The organism is Floricoccus tropicus (genome assembly GCF_001832905.1).
In the GTDB taxonomy this organism is placed as follows: domain Bacteria; phylum Bacillota; class Bacilli; order Lactobacillales; family Streptococcaceae; genus Floricoccus; species Floricoccus tropicus.
On record NZ_MKIR01000020.1, the window covers coordinates 1 to 25,548 of the forward strand.

26 protein-coding genes are annotated in these 25,548 nt (G+C 32.5%); 2 read left to right on the top strand and 24 right to left on the bottom strand.

The window, feature by feature from the left end; all coding sequences use genetic code 11:
• Window positions 1–29: 29 nt before the first annotated feature.
• The 8 genes from BG261_RS05855 to BG261_RS05890 all read right to left on the bottom strand — a co-directional run bounded on the left by BG261_RS05855 (window position 30) and on the right by BG261_RS05890 (window position 6,767).
• A complete protein-coding gene (locus BG261_RS05855; protein ID WP_070792212.1) occupies window positions 30–512 on the bottom strand; it encodes a hypothetical protein in 483 nt (160 codons plus the stop codon).
• Between the two features lie 217 nt (window positions 513–729).
• Window positions 730–1,383 (bottom strand): phosphate signaling complex protein PhoU, encoded by a 654-nt coding sequence (phoU, locus tag BG261_RS05860; protein WP_070787282.1) that lies wholly within the window; start codon window positions 1,381–1,383, stop codon window positions 730–732.
• Window positions 1,384–1,419: 36 nt separating this feature from the next.
• Entirely contained in the window at window positions 1,420–2,178 is a 759-nt protein-coding gene (pstB, locus tag BG261_RS05865; RefSeq protein WP_070787283.1) for a phosphate ABC transporter ATP-binding protein PstB, read from the bottom strand.
• A 9-nt stretch (window positions 2,179–2,187) separates the two neighbouring features.
• On the bottom strand, window positions 2,188–2,991 hold the full coding sequence (gene pstB / locus BG261_RS05870; protein ID WP_070792213.1) for a phosphate ABC transporter ATP-binding protein PstB: 804 nt from the start codon (window positions 2,989–2,991) through the stop codon (window positions 2,188–2,190).
• A gap of 3 nt (window positions 2,992–2,994) precedes the next feature.
• Entirely contained in the window at window positions 2,995–3,885 is an 891-nt protein-coding gene (gene pstA, locus BG261_RS05875; protein ID WP_070792214.1) for a phosphate ABC transporter permease PstA, read from the bottom strand.
• 27 nt (window positions 3,886–3,912) lie between these two features.
• Window positions 3,913–4,836, bottom strand: a complete 924-nt coding sequence (gene pstC, locus BG261_RS05880; protein WP_070792215.1) for a phosphate ABC transporter permease subunit PstC — start codon at window positions 4,834–4,836, stop codon at window positions 3,913–3,915.
• A gap of 28 nt (window positions 4,837–4,864) precedes the next feature.
• Window positions 4,865–5,725, bottom strand: a complete 861-nt coding sequence (locus BG261_RS05885) for a phosphate ABC transporter substrate-binding protein PstS (protein WP_070792216.1) — start codon at window positions 5,723–5,725, stop codon at window positions 4,865–4,867.
• Window positions 5,726–5,873: 148 nt separating this feature from the next.
• Window positions 5,874–6,767 (bottom strand): phosphate ABC transporter substrate-binding protein, encoded by an 894-nt coding sequence (locus BG261_RS05890; protein ID WP_070792217.1) that lies wholly within the window; start codon window positions 6,765–6,767, stop codon window positions 5,874–5,876.
• A 170-nt stretch (window positions 6,768–6,937) separates the two neighbouring features.
• Here BG261_RS05890 and BG261_RS05895 point away from each other — a divergent pair, with 170 nt between their 5' ends.
• Both BG261_RS05895 and BG261_RS05900 read left to right on the top strand, forming a co-directional pair.
• Entirely contained in the window at window positions 6,938–7,633 is a 696-nt protein-coding gene (locus BG261_RS05895; protein WP_070792218.1) for a response regulator transcription factor, read from the top strand.
• A gap of 12 nt (window positions 7,634–7,645) precedes the next feature.
• Window positions 7,646–9,214 (top strand): sensor histidine kinase, encoded by a 1,569-nt coding sequence (locus BG261_RS05900; protein ID WP_070792219.1) that lies wholly within the window; start codon window positions 7,646–7,648, stop codon window positions 9,212–9,214.
• Window positions 9,215–9,246: 32 nt separating this feature from the next.
• Here the strand turns inward: BG261_RS05900 and BG261_RS05905 are convergent, their stop codons facing one another.
• The 16 genes from BG261_RS05905 to BG261_RS05980 all read right to left on the bottom strand — a co-directional run bounded on the left by BG261_RS05905 (window position 9,247) and on the right by BG261_RS05980 (window position 25,547).
• Window positions 9,247–9,672, bottom strand: a complete 426-nt coding sequence (locus BG261_RS05905; protein WP_070792220.1) for a F0F1 ATP synthase subunit epsilon — start codon at window positions 9,670–9,672, stop codon at window positions 9,247–9,249.
• 30 nt (window positions 9,673–9,702) lie between these two features.
• A complete protein-coding gene (gene atpD / locus BG261_RS05910; RefSeq protein WP_070792221.1) occupies window positions 9,703–11,109 on the bottom strand; it encodes a F0F1 ATP synthase subunit beta in 1,407 nt (468 codons plus the stop codon).
• A gap of 47 nt (window positions 11,110–11,156) precedes the next feature.
• Entirely contained in the window at window positions 11,157–12,032 is an 876-nt protein-coding gene (locus BG261_RS05915; RefSeq protein ID WP_070792222.1) for a F0F1 ATP synthase subunit gamma, read from the bottom strand.
• 14 nt (window positions 12,033–12,046) lie between these two features.
• Window positions 12,047–13,549: a F0F1 ATP synthase subunit alpha gene (gene atpA, locus BG261_RS05920; protein WP_070792223.1), complete on the bottom strand. Its 1,503-nt coding sequence runs from the start codon at window positions 13,547–13,549 to the stop codon at window positions 12,047–12,049.
• A gap of 15 nt (window positions 13,550–13,564) precedes the next feature.
• Window positions 13,565–14,092, bottom strand: coding sequence for a F0F1 ATP synthase subunit delta (locus BG261_RS05925; RefSeq protein WP_070792224.1), 528 nt, complete (start codon window positions 14,090–14,092; stop codon window positions 13,565–13,567).
• Between the two features lie 9 nt (window positions 14,093–14,101).
• Window positions 14,102–14,611, bottom strand: a complete 510-nt coding sequence (atpF, locus tag BG261_RS05930; RefSeq protein WP_070792225.1) for a F0F1 ATP synthase subunit B — start codon at window positions 14,609–14,611, stop codon at window positions 14,102–14,104.
• 11 nt (window positions 14,612–14,622) lie between these two features.
• A complete protein-coding gene (gene atpB / locus BG261_RS05935; RefSeq protein ID WP_070792226.1) occupies window positions 14,623–15,339 on the bottom strand; it encodes a F0F1 ATP synthase subunit A in 717 nt (238 codons plus the stop codon).
• 28 nt (window positions 15,340–15,367) lie between these two features.
• Window positions 15,368–15,583: a F0F1 ATP synthase subunit C gene (gene atpE / locus BG261_RS05940; protein WP_070792227.1), complete on the bottom strand. Its 216-nt coding sequence runs from the start codon at window positions 15,581–15,583 to the stop codon at window positions 15,368–15,370.
• A gap of 159 nt (window positions 15,584–15,742) precedes the next feature.
• Complete coding sequence (locus BG261_RS05945) at window positions 15,743–17,965, bottom strand: DNA internalization-related competence protein ComEC/Rec2 (RefSeq protein WP_070792228.1); 2,223 nt, start codon at window positions 17,963–17,965, stop codon at window positions 15,743–15,745.
• Window positions 17,966–17,973: 8 nt separating this feature from the next.
• Window positions 17,974–18,660, bottom strand: coding sequence for a helix-hairpin-helix domain-containing protein (locus BG261_RS05950; protein WP_070792229.1), 687 nt, complete (start codon window positions 18,658–18,660; stop codon window positions 17,974–17,976).
• Window positions 18,661–18,741: 81 nt separating this feature from the next.
• A complete protein-coding gene (locus BG261_RS05955) occupies window positions 18,742–19,968 on the bottom strand; it encodes an ABC transporter permease (protein ID WP_070792230.1) in 1,227 nt (408 codons plus the stop codon).
• Window positions 19,961–20,860: an ABC transporter ATP-binding protein gene (locus tag BG261_RS05960; RefSeq protein ID WP_070792231.1), complete on the bottom strand. Its 900-nt coding sequence runs from the start codon at window positions 20,858–20,860 to the stop codon at window positions 19,961–19,963. The genes BG261_RS05955 and BG261_RS05960 overlap by 8 nt, the downstream gene beginning before the upstream one ends.
• A 346-nt stretch (window positions 20,861–21,206) precedes the next feature.
• A complete protein-coding gene (dnaK, locus tag BG261_RS05965; RefSeq protein ID WP_070792232.1) occupies window positions 21,207–23,036 on the bottom strand; it encodes a molecular chaperone DnaK in 1,830 nt (609 codons plus the stop codon).
• Window positions 23,037–23,123: 87 nt separating this feature from the next.
• The gene (gene grpE / locus BG261_RS05970; RefSeq protein ID WP_070792233.1) at window positions 23,124–23,648 is read right to left on the bottom strand and encodes a nucleotide exchange factor GrpE; all 525 of its coding nucleotides are present in this window, start codon (window positions 23,646–23,648) and stop codon (window positions 23,124–23,126) included.
• Window positions 23,649–23,669: 21 nt separating this feature from the next.
• Window positions 23,670–24,707: a heat-inducible transcriptional repressor HrcA gene (gene hrcA / locus BG261_RS05975; RefSeq protein ID WP_070792234.1), complete on the bottom strand. Its 1,038-nt coding sequence runs from the start codon at window positions 24,705–24,707 to the stop codon at window positions 23,670–23,672.
• A 237-nt stretch (window positions 24,708–24,944) separates the two neighbouring features.
• Window positions 24,945–25,547, bottom strand: a complete 603-nt coding sequence (locus BG261_RS05980; RefSeq protein WP_070792235.1) for a glycoside hydrolase family 73 protein — start codon at window positions 25,545–25,547, stop codon at window positions 24,945–24,947.
• Window position 25,548 lies beyond the last annotated feature (1 nt).

Sequence of the window (25,548 nt, forward strand, 5' to 3'; positions counted from 1 at the left end):
TATAATTCAAACATAGAATTATTTTTAATTTATGAATCTTGTAAAAATTTTTTTATTTTCTTTTTTAATCTGCTTTTTGCATTTGGTTCACACTGTTCACCTCTTAATAATTTCAAAACTAGTTGGAACTCTTTTTCTTTTAATCCACCTAGATAATTTTCTAAAGTTAAATTGGCAGATACTTGTTCACATATTTTTAGATTACTATTATTACTTACTACATCTCCATATTCATAGATGTCTAAATATGCTTTCTCATTAAACTTCCTCTTTCCTGCCTCTTGCATCCTGTATGTGTCGGTTAAATGTTGGTTATATTTTGTTTTAAAGTATTTAAATAATGTTAGGTCATCTAGTTCTTCTTTTAGCAACCTAGATAGAATTATTCTTCCTTCTTGATAGTAATCTTCTTTCTCCCAAATAGTTATTCTTACTCTCTTCATCTCATTAACAATTATTGGTATTACTTTTTGAAATGTATTTTCTAAATCTTTATTAAACTCATATTCCATATACTAAAATCCTCCTTTATTTTCTCTAGTATATGAAATATCTTTGAATATCATTTGATTATATCTTGGATTTATATTTTCAAATCATTAAGGAGTCAAAAATGTACTTTAAGACAAAAAAACTACTACTCAAGACATGTCTTTTAGTAGTAGTACAAATGATTTTATTTTTTCCAAGAAAAATAATACTTTCTCTTAAGATGCGAGATTACAACCTCTATAGTTCCACAATTTTACCTGTTTTAAGGTACACAATCCATTCACAAAGGTTTTTAGCATAGTCCCCAATACGCTCTAAGTAAGTTAAAGTCATTAAGTATTCTTTACCTGTGTGGATAGTATCAGTGTTGTCTTTCATTCCTTCTAAAACTTTATTTTGAATTTCAGAGAACATCAAATTAATATCATTATCCCATGTAGCAATCTCACGGGCGCGTACTTCATCACCTTGCATATATGCATTTAATGAAGCATCAACAATATTTTTAACCTTTTCACCCATAATAGTAATATCTTCTTCAACACTTGGAATGCGTTCTTCACCTTTTAAATTTATTGCAGCTTGTGCAATGGATACAGCGTGGTCACCCATTCTTTCAAGGTCACTTGAAGCTTTTAAGACTGTGATGATGGTTCTTAAGTCATGTGATACTGGTTGTTGTAATGCAATCATTTCAAGTGATTTAGTTTCTAATTTTGTTTCAAGATAATTTATTTCTTCATCAGAAGCAATTACTTCTTCTGCTAATTCTTTATCATGACTAACAAAAGCACGAACCGCTTTATTTAATTGAGCACTGACTTGAGTTCCCATTGAATAAAATTGGTTATGTAATTTATTCAGCTCGTCTTCAAATTGAGATCTTAACATATTAGTACATCCCTTTCTTTATATTAAATATTTTAATTATCCAAACTTACCAGATACATAATCTTCCGTTCTTTGATCTTTAGGATTCAAGAATATAGACTTAGTCTTATCATATTCAATCAATTCCCCATCAAGGAAGAAGGCCGTTTTATCTGAAATACGGCTAGCTTGTTGCATACTGTGTGTAACAATTAATATTGTATACTTTTCTTTCAGCTCAAGCAACATTGATTCAATTTTATCAGATGAAATCGGATCTAATGCACTCGTTGGTTCATCTAAAAGCAAAATATCAGGATTAACAGCTAACACGCGTGCAATACATACACGTTGCTGTTGCCCACCTGAAAGACCCAAAGCAGATTTATGCAAAATGTCTTTCACTTCATCCCAGATATTAGCAGCTTTCAAGCTATTTTCTACTGCCTCATCAAGAACTGCCTTATCTTTTTCACCCTTAAGACGTAAACCATAGACAACATTCTCATAAATTGAAAACGGAAAAGGATTTGGCTGTTGGAAAACCATACCAATATCTTTTCTAAGCTCTACTGTGTCCATTCTTGGACCATATATATTACGATCTTTGTAGGTAATTGTACCTGTAGTTGTGACACCTGGAACTAAGTCATTCATTCTGTTAATTGAACGAAGAAGAGTTGATTTACCAGATCCCGAAGGTCCGATTAATGAAGTTATTTCATTGGGATAAAAATCCATTGAAATTTCTTTAATTGATTTTTTCTTCCCATAATATAGGGAAAAGTCTTTTACATTTAAAATTGGTTCAGCCATTACACTCTCCTATCCAAAATGTCCTGAAACATAGTCGCCTGTAGATCTTAGCTCAGGATTTGTGAAGATTTTACTTGTTTTATCATATTCAATTAGGTCCCCTGAATACATAAATCCAGTGTAATCACTTGAACGCGCTGCCTGTTGCATATTATGAGTTACAATGATAATCGTATAATCTTTTTTCAAGTCAGCCATAGTCTCTTCAATCTGCATTGTAGAGATTGGGTCAAGCGCACTAGCTGGTTCATCCATTAATAGAATATCAGGTTTAACAGCTATTGCACGTGCAATACATAAACGTTGTTGTTGTCCACCTGATAAAGCAAGTGCTGATTTGTTAAGATCATCTTTAACTTGATCCCATAATGCCGCTTGTTTTAGAGATGTTTCTACAACTTCATCAAGAGTTTTCTTATCTTTCACTCCTGCACGTTCAAGCGCAAAAGTAATATTTCTATAAATTGATTTAGAAAATGGATTTGGTCTTTGAAAAACCATACCAATACATTTTCTTGCTTCGTAAACATTTACATTAGTATCGTTGATATTTACACCTTCGTAATTAATTTCTCCTGTTACTCTAGCAATATCAATAGTATCATTCATTCTATTTAAACTGCGTAAGTAAGTTGATTTTCCTGAACCAGAAGGTCCAATTAAAGCAGTTATTTTATTCTTTTCAAATTGCATATCAATACCATGTATAGATTCAAAATCTCCATAGAACACCTTTAAATCTTTAGTTGATAATGCTACTTTTTCATCGTCAAAAGTTATAATGTGACGGTCATTCCAATTATAATCAGCCATTTTTTACCCCGCAGATGTAAGTTTACTATGTAATTTTTTACCAATAAAACGAGCAGAAAAATTAAATAATAATACAAATAATACTAACACAGCACTTGCCCCAGCAGAAACTGCAGCACCATCAGGAACAGTTCCTTCACTGTTTACCTTCCAAATATGAACAGCCAGTGTTTCAGCCTGACGGAAAATACTTATTGGACTTGCTACTGAAAGAGGATTCCAATTTGACCAGTCTAGTGCTGGTGCAGATTGTCCAGCAGTATAAATAAGTGCAGCTGCCTCACCAAAAATACGACCACTGGCTAATACAACACCTGTAATGATACCTGGTAATGCTTCTGGAATTATTACATGAAGAACTGTTTCCCAACGTGATAATCCCAGTGCAAGACCTGCTTCACGTTGAGTATGGTGGACTGCCTTTAAGCTTTCCTCAACATTTCTCGTCATTAATGGTAGATTAAAAACAGTAAGTGCCAATGCACCTGAGATTATTGAAAAACCATAGCCAAATTGAATAACAAAAATCAAGAAACCAAATAGACCTACTACAACTGATGGTAATGAACTTAAAATCTCAATTGAAGTTCTAACTAGACCAGTTAATTTACTTTTTTGATTTGCATATTCAGATAAATAAATACCTGCTCCGAGTGACAATGGAAATGAAATAATCATTGTAACAATGAGTAAAAATACACTGTTAAAGAGTTGGATACCAATACCACCACCCTCTTCATATGCTTTTGCTGGACTTGTAAGGAAACTCCAACTAACATGTGGTAATCCTCTTACTAAAATGTAAAGTAAAAGGGCTGATAAAATTAATACAATTATTCCTGAGATTGCATACAAAACACCTGTTGCAATCCTATCTGCTTTTTTAGGATTCACTTTTTTATCTCCTATAAATCTTTCGTCTTAAAATTGTCCACGTTTAGCAATAAGTCTCATTACTATATTAAAGACTAATGACATTGCTAAAAGTATCAGTGCAAGTGACCAAAGAACATTATTTTGAACAGTACCCATGATTGTATTACCAATTCCTTGAGTAAGCACGCTTGTTAATGTACTTGCTGGTGTTGTTAAACTTTTTGGCATAATTGCGGCATTCCCCACAACCATTTGAATTGCTAACGCCTCACCAAAGGCACGCGCCATACCAAAAACAACTGCTGTTAATATTCCTGGCATTGCCGCTCTCAATAATACTCTAGAAATTGTTTGCCATCTTGTGGCACCTAACCCAAGAGATGCTTCCTTATAATGTCGAGGTACTGCTTTCATTGAATCAACAGTCATACTCGTAACTGTAGGAAGTATCATAACAAAGAGTACAAATACACCTGATAAGATACCAAAACCAGTACCTCCAAAAGTTGAACGGATTGCAGGGACAACAACAGCAAGTCCTACAAACCCATATACTACTGAAGGGATACCAACTAGTAACTCAATAACTGGTTGAAGAATTTTCGCACCTCTTTTAGGTGAAATTTCTGTCATAAAGATAGCAGCTCCAATAGCAAACGGTGTTGCTAATAACGCAGATAAAATTGTCACAACTAAACTACCTGTGATCATCGGTAAAGCACCGACCATTGGTTTACCATCAGGTCCTAGTTCACTAGGATTCCAAGTTGTCCCAAATAAAAATTTAAATGGATTAATTTTATCAACAAAAAATGTTGATAGTCCTTTTTGAGCAACAAAGAAGAAAATCATTGCTACGACAAAAACTATAAGAGAGATACAAACAAATGTTATACCTCTACCAAATTTTTCAAGTCGAGAATTTTTCGACTTTGATAGTAATTTTTCTTGAATTTTTGTATTTTCCATAATATTCCTTAATATCTATAAAGTAAAATTATTTATTTGTTATATTACCTTCTACATCGCGTTCTACTTTCATAGCTGTAATTGGAATATAACCCATTTTTTCAACTACTGAACCTTGAATATCATCACTTAAAATATATTCCAAGAATTCTTTTGTCAAACTTGTTGGTTCACCTTTAGTATACATATGTTCATATGCCCAAATTGGCCATTTGTTTACTGTTATATTTTCATCATTTGGTTCGTAATCATTTAAATTTAATGCTTTAACTGATTTATCAATATTTGAAAATGCAAGGTAGCTAATTGCTCCCGGTGTTTGAGAAACGATTTGCTTTGTCATTCCTGATGAGTCTTGTTCTTGACTAGCTTTTGTAGATTTCCCATCCATTACCCAGCGCTCAAATGTTGCTCTAGTACCACTTCCTGTTGCACGGTTAATTAAAACTATTTTTTGATCATTACCACCAACTTCTTTCCAGTTAGTAATTTCACCTGTAAAAATTTTTCTCAATTGTTCAACAGTAAGATTATCAACCTTAATGCTTTTATTAACAATAGGAGCAATCCCTACAACAGCTACTTTATGATCAATTAGCTTGGATGCATCAACACCTTTTTTTTCTTCAGCGAACAAATCTGAATTACCAATTTCTACGGCTCCAGCTTGAACCTGAGATAAACCAGTTCCTGAACCACCCCCTTGGACATTAATAAATCTTCCAGGGTTCTTTTGTGAAAACGACTCTGATGCTGTCTCTACAAGTGGTTGCAAAGCGCTAGAACCAACTGCTGTAATTGATTCACCTTTGTCAATCCACTTTGCACAACCTGTTAAGAGAAATGCAACTCCTAAAAGGCTACATAAAGTTACAAGTTTTTTGTTCATAATATCTCCATTTTTTTAGACTTCAATTATATTTTACCAAAAAATAACAGATAAGGTATATATTTATGGAAAAAAGGACAATAAATGTCCTTGTCTCCAATAATTTTCATTTGAAGTTTATAAAGCTTGAAAATATTTTTAGAACTTTTTATTTATTTGAAACCTTACCGTCTGCATGACGTTCAACTTTCATACCTTCCATTGGGATGTATCCAAGTTTTTTAATTGATTCATGGTTATCAGTAACGTATTTAATAAAATTCTTTTCAGCATCTGTTTCTTTAGATTTCAAAGTATACATATGCTCATATGCCCAAATTTTCCACTCATTCTTTTCAATGTTTTCTTGAGAAGGTTCAATTTTATCAATTGAGATTGGAGTTACTTTTGCACTCTTAATATTTGATAGAGCAACATATGAAATTGCACCTGGAGTCTGTTCAACCATCTTAACTGCTGTTCCTGATGAATCCTGCTCTTGAGATTTAATAACCTTAACCCCATCTCCAAGACCATATTTCTCAAAGTTAAAGCGAGTTCCAGAGCCTTCAGCACGGTTAATTACAACAATCGCTTGATCTTTTCCTCCAAGATCTTTCCAGTTTGTAACTTTACCAGTAAAAATATCTTTTAATTGATCCGTTGTTAAATCCTTCACACCAGTATCAGCATGAGAAATTGGTGTAATACCTACTACTGCAACTTTATAGTCAACAAGAGCCGATGCGTCGATTCCGTCTTTTTCTTCAGCAAATAGATCTGAGTTCCCAATTTGAATTGCTCCACTCTGAACATTTGAAAGTCCAAATCCAGAACCACCACCTTGAACAGTAACCGTAGCCCCTGCATTCTCAGATGTAAATGATTCAACGTTTGCTTCAACTAAAGGTTGTAGAGCCGTAGATCCTGCAACAGTTAATTTAATTTGGTCATTAGATTTTTTACTTGTATCTGTTGAGCTATTATCTTTATTACCACCACAGGCTGCTAATGTAAGTACAGACGCTGTAATAAGTGTAGCTACTTTAACTTGTTTTTTCATTTCTTCTCCTAAAAATCAATTTATGTTATTTAGTACATTGATTATTCTACCCCATACTCTGTTTCTTGTGTGTAAACCTTATATAAATAAAATGTAAATTTTATGTAAAATTTAAGGAGAATATCTTGTGACAAATTTCTTTTTACTTTTATTTCTGCTAAAATCAAGGTATGAAAAAAATATTAATTGCCGATGACGATAAATCAATTCGTTTTCTCTTAGAATTTAGTTTTACTCAAGAAAATTTTGAGGTTATTACTGTCGAAGATGGAAAAATGGCTTATGAATTAGCTAAAACAGATGCATTTGATGCTATTGTACTTGATTTAATGATGCCTGGATATACTGGAATAGAGGTGAGTCAAAAGCTCCGACAAAAGAATATCTTTACACCAATACTTATATTAACAGCTAAAGATGATGCTGATACTATGATTGAAGGTCTTGAAGGTGGTGCAGATGACTATATGTATAAACCATTCTCAACAGTTGAAATAATTACACGCATTAAGTCATTAATTAGAAGAAGTGAAAATTATAAACAATCTCAAAGTAAAATTTTTACAATTGATGATTTAAAAGTCGATTTTAATAAAAAACAAGTTTTTATAGCTAATAGGGAAATTTCATTAACAAAAAGAGAATTTGAACTATTATCATATTTAATTGATAATCAAAACACACCTGTATCTAGAGCTGAAATTTTAGAAAAATTTTGGGGTGATTCAACTGATTTAGGTTATACAAGAATAGTTGAAGTTCATATGTCTAAATTAAGAGAAAAAATAGAAGTTGATCCTAAGAATCCTGAATATATTAAAACAAAGAGGGGATTTGGATATGTATTCAAAGGAAATGAGGAATAGACAATATACAATATGAAAAAACATTTTAAATTTATAATTTTTTCAATTATATATATTTGTACAACTATTTTACTGTCAAAAAGTATTGCTGCTTCTCTCTTAAATTCCGAAATTTCATCATTAGAAAAGAAACTTGATCAAATTGTTCAAGAAATCAAAGATGGAAATCGCACACGTTCTACTTATACTGAGTTACAAATTTTTACTGACGACAATAATGTACCAGAAGATGTCCAAAATGTATTTAAAGGCAGTGGACATTCAAACTCAATAATTAATGGAAACCTATATATTTCAACACCGTTAACAGTAAATGGTAAAACAAAAGAAGTAATTCGAATAGGTGAAAAATTGAATGTAAATACCTCTATATTTGAGTTAATCTTTTTATATTCTACTGTAATATATTTATTTATTCTCATTTACTATTTTAATAGTAAATCATCAAATGATAGAGAAATATCTGAGATTAATAAAATTATCACAAGATTCCATAAAAATCCCTATCAAGAACTTAGAGTTGATAGTCAAAGCGATCCAATTCTCGATAGTGTTAATAATTATAGTTCTCAGGTATATGCTATTTTGAATGATAAGAACCAACAAATAGATAATATCCTTAAACTCATCAATACCTTAGACTTCCCGGTTTTTATTTACGATGACCAAGGAAGTCTTATAAAATCTAATGATTCATTTAAATTGGAATTCCCTTATGCTATGAATATAAGTTACTTTAAAGATCAAATAGAATTTTTAAATTTTTTAGTTAGTAATCTAGTAGGTTCAAATGATATCCAAGGTCAATTTTATTTTGAAGATATTGATAAGTACTTTCAAGTTAAAATTTCAAATATAGATAACCTTCAAGGAAATTACATAGTCAGTATGTTAGACATTTCAGAACCAATAAAAGCAAAAATAAGTCAAGATAATTTTATTGCCAATGTTTCTCATGAACTCAAGACACCATTGACATCAATTATTGGGTTTTCAGATGCCATAACAACTCATAATATCTCTCAAGAACAAATAAATGAATTTAGTTTAATAATAAAAAAGGAAGCTAGACGATTAGAAAATCTTGTAAATGATACACTTAAACTAACTAAAAATAATATTAAAATTCAGAAGAACGAAATTCAAATTAATGAAATAATTGAAGACATATTATCCAAATTATATTTTCAAATTGAAGAAAAGAAACTTCTTGTTGAAAAGCAGCTTGAAGATATCTATCTGCTTACTAACTATGATTTGTTTTATGGTATTGCTAAAAATATTATTGAAAATGCAATTTTTTACACAAAAGATAATGGAAAAATATACATTTCTCTCAATAACGATGATAAGAATGCATATTTAACAGTAAAAGACAATGGAATTGGAATCTCTCTTGTAAATCAAGAGAGGATATTTGAGCGATTTTACCGAGTTGACGGAGCAAGAACTAATACAACTAACGGAACAGGTCTTGGATTAGCGATTGTTAAGCATAATGCGAAATACTTAGATGCAAAAATTTCGATGACTAGCAAGTTAGATGAGGGTACTGAAATTTCAGTTGCTTTTCCAAAATAAAAAGAGTTGATGAAAAAAATCATCAACTCTTTTTATTGGCCTAAGTGACTTGAAACATTGATACGATTTAGTGCTCTATGCAATGCAACTTCTGCACGTTTCTCAGCATTAATATTTCTTTCTGCCTTAGCAGCTTCAAGTTCTTTCTCAGCCCTAAGTTTAGCTCTTTGAGCTCTACTTGTATCTATGTCTCTTTCACGTTCAGCAGTATCAGCGATAATATTAACTTTATTATTATTCACTTCTACTATACCCCCGTTTACTGCTACCCAATCAACATGAGAATCATCATCAATTCTTCTAACTTTGACTTCTTCAATTTTCAATGGTGCAATAATTGGAACATGTTTAGGATAAATCCCCATTTCACCCGATTCAGTGCATAGTAGCACAAAAGAGGCATGGTGATCATATATAATTCCTGCAGGAGTTATAACTTGTACTGTCATGTAGTCCATGAATTCACCTCATTTTATTTCAAAAGTAGGCTAAACTTGAAGAGTTTTTGCTTTTTCAATTACATCTTCAATTGGTCCTACGCCACGGAATGCTTCTTCAGGAATATCATCATATTTACCATCAAGGATATCTCTAAAGCCTTTAACAGTATCTTTAACAGGAACGTACGATCCTGGTTGACCAGTAAATTGTTCAGCAACATTAAAGTTTTGACTCAAGAAGAATTGAATTCTTCTTGCACGACCTACCAATGTTTTTTCATCATCAGAAAGTTCATCCATACCAAGAATTGCAATAATATCTTGTAGCTCTCTATATCTTTGAAGTACTCTTTGAACTTCTGTAGCCACTTCATAGTGTTCTTTACCAACAATTTCAGGTGCAAGCGCACGTGATGTTGAAGCAAGAGGATCAACTGCTGGGTAAATACCCATTTGAGTTAATCGACGTTCAAGATTTGTTGTTGAATCTAAGTGAGCAAAAGCAGTAGCCGGCGCTGGGTCGGTATAGTCATCTGCTGGTACGTAGATAGCTTGGATAGAAGTTACAGAACCTTTTTTAGTTGATGTTATACGTTCTTGTAATTGTCCCATTTCAGTAGCAAGAGTTGGTTGATAACCAACTGCTGAAGGCATACGTCCTAATAGGGCAGATACTTCAGAACCAGCTTGTGTGAAACGGAAGATATTATCAATAAATAGTAAAACATCTTGTCCTTGTACATCACGGAAATATTCTGCAATTGTAAGGCCAGTAAGGGCAACACGCATACGTGCACCAGGTGGCTCATTCATTTGTCCAAAAACCATGGCAGTTTTTTCTATAACGCCTGATTCTTTCATTTCGTAGTATAAGTCATTACCTTCACGAGTACGTTCACCTACACCAGTAAATACTGATATACCACCATGTTCTTGAGCAATATTATGGATTAATTCTTGAATTAAAACTGTTTTACCTACTCCAGCACCACCAAAAAGTCCAACTTTTCCACCTTTTAAATATGGTGCGAGAAGATCAATAACCTTGATACCTGTTTCTAAAATATCATTAGATGTAGATAGCTCATCAAATGCAGGCGCATTTTTATGAATTGGATCACGTTCAATATCAGACAAATCTCCTTCAAGGTCAATTGTGTCTCCAAGAACATTGAATACACGCCCCAAAGTTTCATTACCTACAGGAACGCTAATGGGTTTACCAGTATCTACAACTTCTAATCCACGAGTAAGTCCATCAGTTGATTCCATAGCGATAGTTCTTACTGAATTATCACCAAGTTCCAAAGCAACTTCAAGAACTATTTTTTGTTTTTCACCATTGTTGTCTCGGTATACAACTAAGGCATTATTAATATCAGGTAAATCAGTAACTGAAGTAAACTCTACGTCTACAACGGGTCCTATTACCTGCGAAATTTTCCCAGAACTCATTTTATTTTTCCTCCTCTTGTAAATTTGGAGTTTGGATGATAATCAATTTAATCTAGAGCAGCAGCTCCGGTAACAACCTCAATAATTTCTTGAGTTATTCTTGATTGACGAGCTCTATTATATTGAATAGTAAGTTCGTCAATTACATTTTTAGCATTATCAGTTGCTGTTTTCATTGCAGTCATACCTGCAGCATGTTCCGCAGTTTTTGCATCGATAATAGAACCATAAATCATGCTCTCAGCATATTGAGGAAGTAATGTATCTAAGATAGCTTCCCTATCTGGTTCTAATTCAAATGTTGCATGGTAACTATTAGCTTCATCATTATCAATATCAACAATCGGTAACATTTTTTCAACACGAACTTGACTTGTAATAGAGTTTACATGATGGTTATAACAAACATATAATTCGTCAAAAACTTCATTTTGATACATTCCGACAGCCTTTGATACGATATTTCTAACCTCATCAAAACTTGGTTGGTCTGATAATCCTCTAAGCTCATATGCAACATCAATATTGCGAGCCTTAAAAAAGTCTGCTCCAGTACCTCCAAGGGCCAAAATAACATACTCACTTTGATCTGTATGGTCATCAGTTAACATTTGCATTACAGTACGAAGTATAGTTGAATTATATCCGCCTACTAAACCTTTATCACTAGTTATTACAATATACCCAGTTCTTTTAACTGGACGACTAACTAGCATCGGGTTTTGACTATCACTGATATTTTCACTTGCTAACAAATCAGTTGTAATACTTCTAACCTTTTTTGAATATAATTGAAAGCTTTTAGCACTCTCTTCAGATTTAGAAAGTTTAGCAGCTGATACCATCTGCATAGCTCCTGTAATCTGACTCGTCTTTCTTGTTGATTCGATTTTTGTTTTTATTTCATTAAGAGAAGCACCCATTGTCTGCCCTCCTATTATAAGCTGATACTATTTTTAAATTCTTCAATCGCGTCATCAAGTAAATTTTGATCTGGAAGATCTTCTGTTTCGGCAATTGTTTTCAATAGTTCAGGATGTTTTGTATCAAAGAAATTAAACAGTTGGTCTTGAAACTCAAGAATATTATCAACTGGTACCGCATCTAAGAAACCATGTGTTAGAGCATATAAAATCAATACTTCTTTTTCCACAGTAAGAGGTTCATGAAGTGGTTGTTTTAAGACTTCAATGGTTCTACGACCACGATTTAACTTAGCTTGTGTTGTAGCATCCAAATCACTACCAAACTGAGTAAACGCTTCTAGCTCACGATAACTTGCCAAATCTAGACGAAGAGTACCTGCAACCTTTTTCATCGCCTTAATTTGTGCACTCCCTCCAACACGAGATACAGATGAACCTGCATCAATCGCTGGACGTACACCTGAGTAGAATAAATCTGTTTCAAGGAATATTTGTCCATCTGTAATAGAGATTACATTTGTTGCAATATATCCCGAAATATCCCCTGCTTGAGTTTCAATAAACGGTAGAGCAGTCATACTTCCACCGCCAAGTTCATCTGATAACTGAGCAGCTCTCTCTAACAAACGAGAATGAAGATAAAATACATCCCCAGGATATGCTTCACGGCCTGGAGGTCTACGAAGTAATAACGAAAGTTCACGGTATGCAACGGCTTGCTTAGTCAAATCGTCATAAACAATTAAAACATGCTTGCCATTATACATAAACTCTTCACCCATTGCCGCACCTGCATATGGAGCCAAGTATAACAATGGAGCCGGGTGACTAGCACCAGCAGTCATTACAATAGTGTAGTCAAGCGCACCATACTTTTTCAATGTTTCAACTTGGTTTCTTACAGTTGATTCTTTTTGTCCAATCGCAACATAAATACATACCATATCTTTACCTTTTTGGTTAAGAATTGTATCAATTGCAATACTTGTTTTACCAGTTTGACGGTCACCAATTATAAGTTCACGTTGACCACGACCAATTGGAACTAAAGCATCTATCGCTTTAATACCTGTTTGCAAAGGTTTATCAACAGATTTTCTTTGCATAACTCCAGGTGCTGGAAATTCAACAGGACGAGTTTTATCAGTTTTGATTTCTCCCATTCCATCAATTGGTTGACCTAAAGGATTAACTACACGTCCAATAAGGGCTTCACCAACTGGAACTTCCATGATTTTCCCAGTTCTTTTAACAGTATCACCCTCACGGATTGAACTGTAATCTCCAAGAATAATAATACCTACATCTGTTGATTCTAAATTTTGCGCCATACCGTATGATCCATTTGAAAATTCAAGGAGTTCTCCACTCATTGCATTTTCTAGGCCATGTGCACGCGCAATACCATCACCAATATAAGTAATTACACCAGTTTCAGCAACTGAAAAATCTGGAGTAAATTTTTCAATTTGCTCTTTTAAGAGCGAGCTGATTTCATTAGCATTAATAGCCAAATTTTTCACCGCCTCCTACATAATCTCTTGTGACAATTTTGATAATTGCGTTTTAATACTCGAATCAATAATCTTTCCGCGACTCTTTATTACCATACCTCCTATAATTGAAGGGTCTATGGTATTAATGATAACTACATCATTCAAATTAAATTTCTGCGCAGAAATAGCTTTTATTTTTTCAAGTTGATGCTCATTTAGTGCAATAGTAGAAGTAACTTCAACTTGTGCCCGCCCATTTGCATCTTCAATTTCTAATAATGTTTGCTGAAGGATTTCCTCTAATTGTGAAACTCTTTTATTCTTAACTAATAAGATTAAAAAATTACCCATTAAACTTGATGAACTTTTAACAAATTCATCAATAATAATTTTTTTATCTTTATATGAATAAGATTCATCTGTTAGAAATTTCATCAAATTTGATTGTTTGATTATTTCCAATAATGTATTAGATTCCTCAGCTAACCCATCTGTTTTTCCAGCATCAGCAAAAGCTTCAAGCAAGGCTTTACTGTACCTTTTTGATACAATCAAACTCATACTTTTCTCCTACTCGTTACCTAATTTTTCAAGATATGAATCAATAAGAGCAGATTGAGATTTCTCATCAAGTGAACTACCAATAAGTTTTTCAGCAAGTTTGACAGAAATAGAAGCAATTTCATCCTTCACATTTCCTAGAGCATCATCATGCTCTCTTGCAATTTCTTCTGTAGCACGAGCTTTTAAATTTTTCACTTCTTCATGAGCATCTGCAATTATCTTTTCGCTACTCGTATTTGCTGTTGCTGTGGCATCTTTAAGAATTTTACTAGCTTCTTGTCTGCTAGAAGAAAGTTCTTCTTGACGTCGTTTAGCAAGCTCTTCAGCTTTCTTTCTTGCATCCTCTGCGTTGTCTATGTCATTAGATATTTTTTCAGCTCTTTGCTCAAAAATATTTGTAATGGCTCCCCATGCAAATTTTTTAATAAGAAGCAAGAGAATTAAGAAGGCTCCACTTGAAACGATTATGTCTCCAAAAAGAGTATTCTCACTAGCAGTTTCTAAAATAATAAACATACTTTATACTCCTATTCTTCTTCCGATATTTTATGCGACATATAAACCATTGTTAAAGTCACAAATATGTACGCTTGTAAGCATGAAATAAACACTGAGAATGCTGTCCAAGCAAGTTCTAAAACTAGGGCAACCGGTATTAATATAGGTTTTGAATTACCCATACCAGTCAAGAGCCCAAGCAATACTTCGCCTGCAAAAATATTCCCGTATAACCTCAAACCGAGTGTTAAGAAATTTGTAAATTCTTCTACAATATTCAATGGAGTCATAAGAACTGGACTGAAGAATCCTTTAAGATAACTTTTAAATCCTTTGCGTTCAACTCCATAAAAATTCGATAATAGAATAACCATCATTGCCAAAGTCATAGTAACGGCTGGAGTCGCTGTTGGGCTCTTCCATAAGCTTACATGATTAGGTGTGACAATCTTGGTTACTAAACCAATATTATTAGAAACTAATATAAAAGTAAAAAGAACAAAAGCAAATAAACTAAAGTTTTTTACCTCTCCTGCTCCCGCATTACTTTTAACTATTCCATTTGTAAAATCTACAAACCACTCTAAAACATTTTGTTTTCCTTGAGGCTTTAATTTCATATTTCGGCTTGCCCAAAAAACCAAACCAAAAATAATCGTACAAGTTAATATCGTCATTAGAAGAACGGTTCCATCAAAGTAAACTGGTCCTATATTAAAGATCAGATCACGTTCTTCACCATTCATTTCATTCCTCCAATATTAAGTTTAATGATTAAACTTTACCAACTAACATGAATGCGATAACGATGGCAACAATGGCAAGACCTTCTACAAGACCTGCACCGATAAACATTGTTGTTCTAAGTTTACCTTCCATTTCAGGTTGACGAGCTACTGACTGCAAATAGTTAGCTACAATAAGTCCATTCCCAATCGCTGCTCCTAATGCTGCAAGTCCAGCTGCTAAACCTACACCTATTCCTACCATGTGTTAAAACCTCTTTCTTTTATTTTTGACATAAAGTGAACTTTATATCAATTGAACAATGAAATTCTAGTCTTATTTTTGTCTTTTGTCAAATGTTTTTAGGTGTTTTTGAAAGTCTTTTTTTCATTTACTGAAAATGACGCTTTCTTTTCTTTCTATTTATTTCATCATTTGAATATTTAATTGTTTTCCTTTCTTCCTTAATACTATTTGTCCATGTAAATCAGTACGAAAAACTTCTACATTATTTTTCTCAAAAATTTCTAATGTTTCTTGATTTGGATGCTTATATCTGTTATTAATTCCACAGGAAATTAATGCATATTTTGGTTTGATAAGTTCAATAAATTGTTTTGAGGAACTTGTCTTACTTCCATGATGACCTGCCTTTAGTACATCAACTGGTAGTTTTGAATACTCATTAACTATTTCCCTCTCTCCCTCTTCTTCTAAATCGCCCGTAAAAAGAAAATATTTATTTAATAGCTTTCCATATAAAACTATTGAGTCATCATTACCACCATCTCCCTTTTTCAGCGGACTAATTACCTCAATATATGAACTAAAAATATTAATCTTATCTCCAGTTTGAACAAGTTTTACTTTCGTTTTTGTTTTCTTTAATTTTTCAACTAGCGCCTTACTATTCAGAGCACCTTCTGTTATCCAAATCTCTTTAATTTTAAATTCCTTCGATACTTCTAAAAGATCACCCATATGATCTTCATGAGCATGAGTCAATACAAGTATATCAATTCTACCAACTCCTTGGCTTTTAATATATGGAATTACAGTACGACTTGCATTTGAATTCGATATTCTCTCACGCCATTTCTCTGTAGGATTAATATCAAGTCTTCCTCCAACATCAATTAGAACATTTTTTCTATCAAACTTATTTTGTAAGAAGATACTATCACCTTGACCAACATCAATCATTGATATTTGCCCATATAAATTCCATTTATTTAATAATAATAGAAGAAAGAATGCTGGGATTATGTAAATTGTATTTTTTCTAGGTAAATAATCGAAAAGTAAAAATAATAAAAGAAGCATGGTCATCAAAATGAAAAGTGACGGTTTGCCCAATACTATAGGATTTTTAAAAATTCCGTTGACAAACATAATAATTCGCTCCAATACTATAAATATAAAGTTTAAGATTTCAAAATTATATCCTGTCAACAAACTTGTTATAAAAATTATTAATAATGACGGAAGAATTAAGTAAGTAAAAAGAATATTGAACACTGTAGTTAGAATTATTGAAAATGGTTGAAACTGATAGAAATAATAAATTAATATTGGTAAAACTGTCGTTGATAAAAGAAATGATTGAAAAAAACTTGCTAAAAGAGGATTTTTTATTTTAAATTTATTTGCCAATATGTAAATTACAAATGAAAAGAAAAAAGAAAGTACTCCACCTACTGTCAATAAAAATTTAGGCTTAATAAGCATAAAAGTCATAACAGTAATTGAAAAATTATCTATACCTTTAATTCCAAAATTCGAAAGGTTTTTTTGAAATAAACTTCTGTTAACTGAAATAGAAAATCCAGTTAAGCCACCATATATAAAAGATAAAGGAACAATAAATTTATTAGTTTGATCTGTTCGAAACCCTAAACGTAGTAGCAACTTCCTTAAACTTTCAATAAAAAAGTTTACATGCATTCCACTTAAGGAGAACAGGTGTACAATTCCTAACGATGAATAAATATCTCTCATCTCAGAAAAATCTTTGGTAATATTACCAAATAAAAGCACCGACATATAATTGTTCATTGGTTTTGGAATTTCATTATTTATGTAATTTATACATTTTCTTCGTTGACTCCTCAGAATATCGAATGGATTATAAGTTTTTAAAGGTTTTATTTTATATATTTGATTTACATTGACCACTCTATATATATTTTGTGTCTTTAAATATTTTTGATAGTCAAAACCATTTTCGTTTCTTTGTCCTTCCGCAATATCCGTTGTAGCTTCAACTTCAAGTAATACATTCTCTGATAAGTTTTTAAAGTATTCTTGCTCCTCCTTAGTTTTTAACTTGTAAAATACTTGGTAATACTTCCCCTTGCTTTTTGCCTTAAAAGATAGACTATCGCCGTTTATTTGAAAACTATCAATTGAAGGTTTTAGATGTGTAACTTCCCCAGGTGCATTTTCAAAATGTTTACTTTCCTGATAATTAATAAAAGAAAAATAAATACCAAAAAAGATTAAGATGAAAATATATTTGAAACCAAAATTTTTAATAAATAATATTATTGAAAATAGGAAAACACTCAAAATCAACATATTAAAAGAGAAAGTCAAGAAATAAGTCAATGTAAGTAGATAGACTAAGTATATTTTATTTACTTTCATACTTTCTCCTAATCAACCGTTATATTCTCCTTTAATTTTTCAATTGATTTAGCTCCAAAACCATTAACATTCTGCAATTCTTCAATTGTTTTAAAATTTCCATTTTGTTCACGATAATCTATAATATCTTGAGCTTTCTTAGCACCAACTCCTGATAAAGTTTGTAGCTGATTTACATCTGCAATATTAATATTAATTTTATTACCACTTGCATTTATTTTTTCACTATTATTGATTGATTCGGAGGGTTCAGCTACAATATTTATATTTTCTCCTATTGATGCTACATAGATAACCATTTCGTCAGTAATTTTTTGTGCTAAATTTACTGACTTATTATCTGCATCTTTAGTCATTCCTCCTGCCAATTTAACCACATCATTTACCCTTAAATTCGAACTAACTTTATATGTTCCTGGCTTATTAACTGCTCCCTTCATATCAACAACTATTGATGAATTTTCTTGTTTTTCAATGTTTGAAATACTATTTTCACTCTTTTCAGTGTGGATGTCTATTTTATTCTCTTCTTGATCTGATAACAGTTTACTGAATGATTGATTTTCTGTTTCTCCCTCGTTTTTATTAAGAAAAGAAAAACTAAATATACTAAGTAATATCAATAAGAAAGTGAAAACAGCAATATATTTTTTATGATTCTTTATTTTTTCAATTATTTCTGTTTGAAAATTCATTAATTTCTCCTTTATTGTTTATACGAAAAAACTTCCCTTCCTTAACAAGGAAAGAGAAGTTTTTATAATATATCAATAAAATTATGAGCGCTTAAATGAATTGATGAGTTGTTTAAATATTTTATCATCACTATATGATAGAACATTTTTCGCATAGACTTTTTCTGCACCTTTGGTAATTAATCCTATTACTACAACTTCAATAACTAAAGCAATTACCGCCTCTTTCATGGTTGCGTATTGAATTGCTAAGCGTGATGGCATTAGTGATTGTGAAATATATGGTACGTAAGATAATATTTTTATCAAAAGATTATTTGGTGAACCAGCTACCGTGAATCCTAAGATATATCCAATCATTGAAAGGTACATGACAGGTGCTACTGCCTGTTGAACTTGACTTTGTTCATTAACCAGAGAAGCAACTATTGATGCTAGTACAAGATATCCAAAGATTGCAACGAGAACCATCGCAAGTGTTACGGCTAAGAAACCTAGATCAACTCCTGAAAGGACTTCTTTTACCATCTTTAACATATCGTTATCTTTAAAGAAAAATAGTGCAATGAATACTGTTGCTACATAAATTGCAATTTGAGTTAAAGCTAAGGCAAATATTCCAATTAATTTGCCATAATATTGAACTTTTGCACTAGTTGCAGCTAAAAGAATTTCCATGATCCGTGATGATTTTTCATTAGCTATTTCTTGCGCTATCATTCCAACGTAAATTGATAGAAGCATAAAGATTAGTATACCAGTCGCAGAGCTAATTGCATAATTAGCACCATTTGCGACATCACCACCAGCCTTTGTGTCACCCTTCTTATCTTGTGAATGCACAGATAAGTCAGCCGGGGCCTGAAGTGAAGCAATCTCTTGATTCGATAGATTTAACTTAGATGCTCTTTCAGTAAATTGATATTGAGTAAGGAGATTACGAATAGTATTTTCGTCAATTTTGGCATTCGCCTCACTTGAAATTATCAAAGTAAATTTACCATTATCTTGATTCAAATATCCATCTATTTTTTCTTTTGAAAGCTCATTTTTTGCAGTATCTACACTTGATACTTCAGAAATTTCAACATCAAGTGACTTGCTTGCTTTGATATACTTTACTAGTTGTGGATCATTTACAATTGCTAATTTTGCTTGGCTTTTATCTGCCATACTACCCATTAAAAATGTAATTCCTATTCCAACTAAGGCTACAATTATAGGAGATAATACTATTCCCCAAAAACCTATCGATTTAATTCGTGATTTATATACTTGCTTAGCTACGAGCGCTGTTTGATTATTCATTAATAGCTACCTCCGCTCTAAAGATCTCATCTAAAGTAGGTGGTGCCTGCATGAATGACTGTACGTATCCATCACGAGCTACATATTCGAAAACACGTAATCCTACTTCTTCATTTTCAAGACGTAATATTCTTCCTTGACCACTCTTATTTACTGATTCAACACCTGGAATATTCAATAAATCATTAGTATCATCATCAGACTCTAGATAAATTTGTGTTCGACCGAAACTATCGCGAATCTCTCTAACACCACCTTGCAAAACAGTTTTACCATTTTTTAGCATGGTTAAGTCATCAGATAGTTTTTCAACACCATCCATGTTATGACTTGAAAAAATAATTGCAGCTCCTTGCTCTTTAAGACGATTAATTTCTTGCATCATAAGAGCTGTATTCACTGGATCAAGACCAGTAAAAGGTTCATCTAATATTAAAAATTCTGGTTCATGAATTATTGTTGCTATTAATTGAACTTTTTGCGCGTTACCTTTTGACAGTGTTTGAACTTTATCTGTGACTTTACCAACTACTTCCAAACGATTCATCCAGGTATTTAATTTTTCTTTGGCATCTGATCTTTTCATTCCATGAAGCTCAGCAAAATATAAAATTTGATCCTCTACTGTTAATTTTTGATACAATCCGCGTTCTTCAGGTAAGAAACCAATTTTCTGTTTAACTTGAGGGGTTATTTCCTTGCCCTTCCATGTGATGATAGAGCCTGAATCAGCTTTGATAAAATCCAGTATCATTCTAAAAGTTGTAGTTTTACCAGCACCATTTTGACCAATTAAACCCATAACTTGTCCTGGATTTACAGTCATATTGAGGTTAGCAACTGCTTTTTTGTCCCCAAAAGTTTTAGTTACATTTTTTAAATCTAAAACCATAATTTTCTCCTTCAAATAATTGTATCGGTTACCGATACAAAGAATTATATCAGTTTCCGATATATCTGTCAACGATATATTTATAAAAAAGCAATAAATATATCCGCATAATTTGTATCTACAATTGACATAATAACACAAATATAAATATTTAGCACAAATAAAAAGAATGTTCCAAAGGAGAGTCTTCATGATAATAATAATGATTGTACAAGCAAAAAAAGTAGCACGATTAATCGTGCTACTTAAACTCTAAGTAACTGAATAGATATATTTTATATAGCTGCATCTGTTAACAAAGAGCCTTTTTATTTACTGTTGTTATGCAGTATAGGCGAACTTAATATTATTTATCTACTTCTTCAAAATCACCATCTACAACATCATCGTTAGATGCTGAAGAGTCAGTAGAATCAGTTTCATTAGCTGCTTGTTGAGTTGCTGCTGCTTGTTCATAAAGTTTTACTGAAAGTTGTTGAACGATTTCATTTAAAGCTTCTGATTTAGATTTGATATCTTCAATATCATCACCTTCAAGTGCTTTTGTCAATTCTTCACGAGCATCTTCTGCTTTCTTAACATCAGCTTCGTCAAGTTTGCCTTCAAGTTCTTGTAATGTTTTACCAACTTGGAATACAAGAGCATCAGCTTCATTACGAGTATCAACTTCTTCTTTACGTTTTGCATCAGCTTCTGCATTTGCTTCGGCTTCTTTCATCATTTTATCGATTTCTTCATCAGTAAGGCCTGAATTAGATTGGATAACGATTGTTTGTTCTTTTTGAGTACCTAAATCTTTTGCTTTAACTGATACGATACCATTTTTATCAATATCAAATGTTACTTCAATTTGAGGGATACCACGTGGTGCAGCTGGAATATCAGTAAGTTGGAAACGACCTAAAGTTTTGTTGTCAGCTGCCATTGGACGTTCACCTTGTAATACATGAATGTCTACTGCTGGTTGGTTATCAGCTGCTGTTGAGAATACTTGTGATTTACTTGTTGGAATAGTAGTGTTACGATCAATTAATTTAGTCATAACTCCACCCATTGTTTCAATACCAAGTGAAAGTGGTGTAACATCAAGAAGTACAACGTCTTTAACATCACCAGTGATAACTCCACCTTGGATTGCAGCACCCATAGCTACTACTTCATCAGGGTTAACTGATTTATTTGGTTCTTTATTTGTTTCTTTTTTAACTGCCTCAACAACAGCAGGAATACGAGTAGAACCACCAACTAAAATAACTTCATCAATGTCACTAGATGTTAATCCAGCATCTTTCAAAGCACGACGAACTGGTTCTTTTGTACGATCCACTAAGTCAGCTGTCAACTCATCAAATTTTGCACGAGTTAGAGTGATTTCTAAGTGAAGAGGTCCAGCTTCTCCAGCAGTAATAAATGGTAAGCTAATTTGAGTAGAAGTTACACCTGAAAGGTCTTTTTTAGCTTTTTCAGCTGCATCTTTCAAGCGTTGCATTGCCATTTTATCTTTAGAAAGATCAATTCCATTTTCTTTTTTGAATTCAGCTACTAGATAATCAATAATCTTGTTATCAAAGTCATCACCACCTAAATGGTTATCACCAGCTGTAGACAATACATCGAATACTCCGTCACCTAACTCAAGAATAGAAACGTCGAATGTACCACCACCAAGGTCAAATACAAGAACTTTTTCATCTGAATCTTGGTCTTTATCTAATCCATAAGCAAGTGCTGCTGCAGTTGGTTCGTTTACAATACGTTCAACTTCAAGACCAGCAATTTTACCTGCATCTTTTGTTGCTTGACGTTGTGCATCGTTGAAGTAAGCAGGAACTGTAATTACAGCTTTTTCAACTTTTTCTCCAAGATAATCTTCTGCATAACCTTTAAGATATTGTAGAATCATAGCTGAGATTTCTTGTGGTGTATAAGATTTTCCATTTGCTTCTACTTTGTAATCTTCACCCATATGACGTTTAATTGAAGAAATTGTATCTGGGTTAGTTACTGCTTGACGTTTTGCAACTTCACCAACTTGGATTTCACCATTTTTAAAAGATACTACTGATGGAGTTGTACGGTTCCCTTCAGGATTTGGAATGATTTTTGCACTTCCACCTTCAAGTACAGCTACTGCAGAGTTTGTTGTTCCTAAGTCAATACCAATAATTTTAGACATAATGTTTTTCTCCTTTTTGTTTTCTTTATTAATTCTAATCTGTTTATTTTATTTATAGTTTTATGACATTGCGGTCAATATATTATATTATTGTGCCACCACTACCATACTAGGTCTTAGTACACGTTCATGAAGTTTGTAACCTTTTTGAAGGACTTGAACAATTGTTTCTGCTGGATGTTCATCATCAGCTGGAACAGTTTGCACAGCCATGTGGAAATTTGGATCAAAAGTTCCATCAGAAGAAATTTCTTCAACACCTTCTTCAGAAAGCGCACGAGTCAAACTCTCTTGAACCATTTCAATTCCCTTACGAACGGATTCATCCATTTCGTCGATAGCAAGTGCTCTTTCCAGATTATCTATACTAGGAAGAATCTTCTTAGCTAAATCTTGCGAACGATATCTTTGAAGTGTCTGTCTTTCCTCGTTTGAACGACGTTGAATATTTTGCATTTCAGCTGCCATTCGTAAGTACTTATCTTCAAAATCATCAGCTTTTGCTTGAGCTAATTCAAGTTCAGTAGGTTCATTAATAGCCTCTTCAACCTGAATATCTTCTTGCGGTACTACTTCTTCATTTTCTTCTTTTTTTAAATCTTTTTTAGACATTTTCATCTCCTTGTCTTGACGTCATCTTTGAACTTCATAATGATTACCGTCTAAATATCTATAATAATCAGCTAATTTCATTGATAAAATTTTTGCTATCAAATCTACTAGGCTAACAATTTTATCATAATCAATATCAATTGGAGTAATTACTGCAATTGTACCAGTACCCCTATATGGAATAATAAACTTTTGAGCAATTACTGTTAGATTTTCAAAAGCTCCAGCCTCATCTATCTTAATAACTCTCATTGATTCTCCATCAATTACTTTTCTCAATTCATGAGTTAAACTTTGATTATCACTAAGAAGCTGATATAACTTTTCATCTCTACTAGTGTAGTCAAACAGATCATGCTTTCTAGATACATGTATATCTTCAGTATATAAAACGGAAAATATGTCTTCGAATAACTCTAGTATCCCATCAGTTACCTGAAAATATTTAGCTAGTATTTGCGGTATCTCAGTCATCAAAGCATAGTGAATATCAATAGCTCGTTTTCCAACTAGCCTTGAGTGGACAATGTCTGAAATTGTCTTTAAACTCTTATCTGTCAAACTACTTGGTAAGACAAATTGATTAGTTTTAACAATTCCCGTTGCCATTGTCATAACTGCTAAGGCAGAATGGTTATCAAGAATTACGATATCAAAATTTGATAAAATTTGATCCTTCGGTTGAATCCCTAAAACAAAACTCGTAAATCCTGTTCGTTTAGCTAAAAGTTTAGCTCCTGTTTCAAAGATATCACTTACTCTATAAAAGTCATGGTCAAATGCTTGCATGACATCAAAGATGGTTTTCTTATCAAGTTTATTAGGCTCTAAGAAATTTTCAATAAAATACTTATAACCATCAACGGAAGGTATTCTTCCACTTGACAAGTGTTCTTTTTTTAAAAATCCGTATTTTTCAAGAGCATTCATATCATTTCTGATAGTAGCACTGCTGGCCTTAATATTTTCCATTAATAATTTTGAACCAACAGGTATCTGAGACTCGCCATAGATACCGACTATTAAATTTAAAATTTTCTGTTGTCTTTTCGTCAACATTAGCACTCATACCTCCTGACTGCTAACTATATTTATATAATACACCCTATAAGAAATATTGTCAAGGGAAAAGCACACATTTTTAGCACTTATTTATATCGAGTGCTAATTTTTAGATATATTAGTAAAATAAAATATAAAACTGATCTCCGTTGATTAAAATACTGATTATATAATACTCTATAGATGCTATTAATTAGTAAATATTGATATAAAAAAGCAATAAGATTATATATCTCACTGCCTATCGTATTCATATAATTTATATTGTTCAATAACTTCTATAATCTTATCGGCATACGTCGGATCTGTTGCATAGCCAGCTTCCTGAATTGATTTTGCCGCATCTTTATAGTTATCTGCTGCTATCACATCTTCATACAAATTCTTATCCCAATCTACTCCTTCTCGCATAAGTTTTGCATGAGCAATAATTGAATCAGACCATGAATCGTACCACGCAAAATCATCCTTGATTGTAATCCATTTTCCATCAATGTATTCTTTAGTTTCAAGCTTAACATGCTTATCAGTAGTACCTGCTTTGACACCAAACAAATTATTATATTTACTTGCTAAGTCACTTTGACCAAAATTTGATTCTAAAATTGCTTGAGCCATAATTAGAGAGGCTCGTATTCCATATGATCTTTGAACATTTTGTGCAGCGGGTGCTATTTCCTTAATAAATTCATTCTTGCTGACCTTGTTTTTCTTCACTTCTGCTGAGATAGTATCTTCAACTTTATATTCTATTGAAATCCTACTGATAAAAAATAAAATTAGAAAAATAAAACAAGAAAAAAGGACAATAAAAGGAATTTTTAATTTTCGTCTCATT